This is a genomic window from Streptomyces sp. NPDC055506, assembly GCF_053643595.1.
In genome coordinates this window covers 1-1466 of record NZ_JBSHKH010000289.1, presented here as the reverse complement: position 1 = coordinate 1466, position 1466 = coordinate 1, and the positions used below count along the sequence as shown (strand labels likewise).

Below are 1466 nucleotides of genomic sequence, written 5' to 3'. Positions count from 1 at the left end.
ACGGGTGGGCGCAGCGGCACCTCGTCGCGCCGAGCTGCGCACCCACCCGCCCCCAACACCAACGCCCAGAACCTGGACCCAACAGTCCTTTCCTCCACGTACCCTCACCCCAGTGACCCCCGCCCCCCTCCTGGCCCACCTCACCGCCAAGGCCCGAGCAACCGCCCACGCCCGCTCATCGTCCTGCCCCTGCGGAACGGCCACCCTCGCGGACCGCCCCGACGCAACGGTCGTCCGCCACGCCGGCATTGTCGCGAAGGCCCACTCCCCGGGGTCCGATCCCACCGAACTGACCAGCCGCCTCGAGGTAGCCACCCGCCACCCCGCGATCCTCCTGGCGCCGCTCACTCCCACCCCGGCCGACCTGCACGGCAGACTCGTGACGTTCTGGCCGTACGGAACCCCCGTGGACCCGGACGACCCGGACGCCGCGCCCTGGGAAGCGGCCGCCACACTCCTCGCCCGGCTCCACCGCACCCCCGCCCCCGACGCCCTCCCCACCATGCGAGGCCCCGCCAAGGCGGCCCGGGCCATCGACAAGCTCCGGAACGCCGCCCCGCATCCCGCCGCCGCCCCGGTCCTGCGAGCCTGGGACACCCTCCCCGCCTGGGCCCGTGCCGAGGTCCCGATGCCGCACACCCACACCCTCTGCCACGGCGACCTCCACCTCGGCCAGCTCATACGCCACCCCGCCTCCGAGGGCCCCTGGCTGCTGATAGACGTCGACGACCTGGGTGTCGGCGTCCCGGCCTGGGATCTCGCCCGCCCCGCCGCCTGGTACGCCTGCGGACTGCTCCTGCCCGAGGAATGGGCCCGCTTCCTCGCCGCCTACCGGGAGGCCGGCGGCCCGGCCGTACCCGCCGACGGCGACCCCTGGCCCGCTCTCGACGTCCCCGCTCGTGCCCTCACCGCACAGACCGCGGCCCGGGCCGTCGTCAAGGCAGCCGCGGCCGGCCGCGACCTGGACGAGTTCGAGCAGTTGGTCGTAGACGCCTGTGACCGAATGGCTACCCTCCCGCCGCAGTTGGCGCAGGAGCACGCGAAGTAGGGTGCAACCGACCATGGCGGGACAGAGTCTGTCCTGGCGACACACGAAGCAGGACCGACCGGCGAGGAGTTGAACCACCATGCAGTGTCCGAAGTGCCGTGCGCCCATGCACACCTACAACCGCAACGGTGTCCAGATCGAGCAGTGCAGCGGCTGCCGCGGGATCTTTCTCGACTACGGCGAGCTGGAGTCGCTGACCCGCCTGGAGTCCCAGTGGTCGCAGGGTGCGCCGCCGCCCCCGCCCGCCCCGCAGGCCTACCCCGCCCCTCCGGCCCCCGCCTGGGGCGCCCCGCACGGCGGCCACGGTCATCACGGCGGCCACGGCCACCACGGTCACCACCGCAACAAGGGCTTCGGGCACATGCTGTTCTCGTCGTGACGCACGTGTCGTGACCTGGGTCGCGACACGACAGGAGCC

General features: G+C 73.4%; 2 protein-coding genes. Both read left to right on the top strand.

All coding sequences use genetic code 11. The annotated features are described in order from the left end of the window. The first annotated feature begins 112 nt into the window (after positions 1-112). Positions 113-1048 (top strand): phosphotransferase family protein, encoded by a 936-nt coding sequence (locus ACWIF2_RS40690; RefSeq protein WP_454366740.1) that lies wholly within the window; start codon positions 113-115, stop codon positions 1046-1048. A gap of 79 nt (positions 1049-1127) precedes the next feature. Beyond that, positions 1128-1427: a TFIIB-type zinc ribbon-containing protein gene (locus ACWIF2_RS40685; RefSeq protein WP_193480248.1), complete on the top strand. Its 300-nt coding sequence runs from the start codon at positions 1128-1130 to the stop codon at positions 1425-1427. The last annotated feature ends 39 nt before the right edge of the window (positions 1428-1466 follow it).

Coding starts and splice junctions, on each gene's coding strand:
- ACWIF2_RS40685 (WP_193480248.1), top strand. CDS start 1,128: ATGCAGTGTCCGAAGTGCCGTGCGCCCATGCACACCTACAACCGCAAC.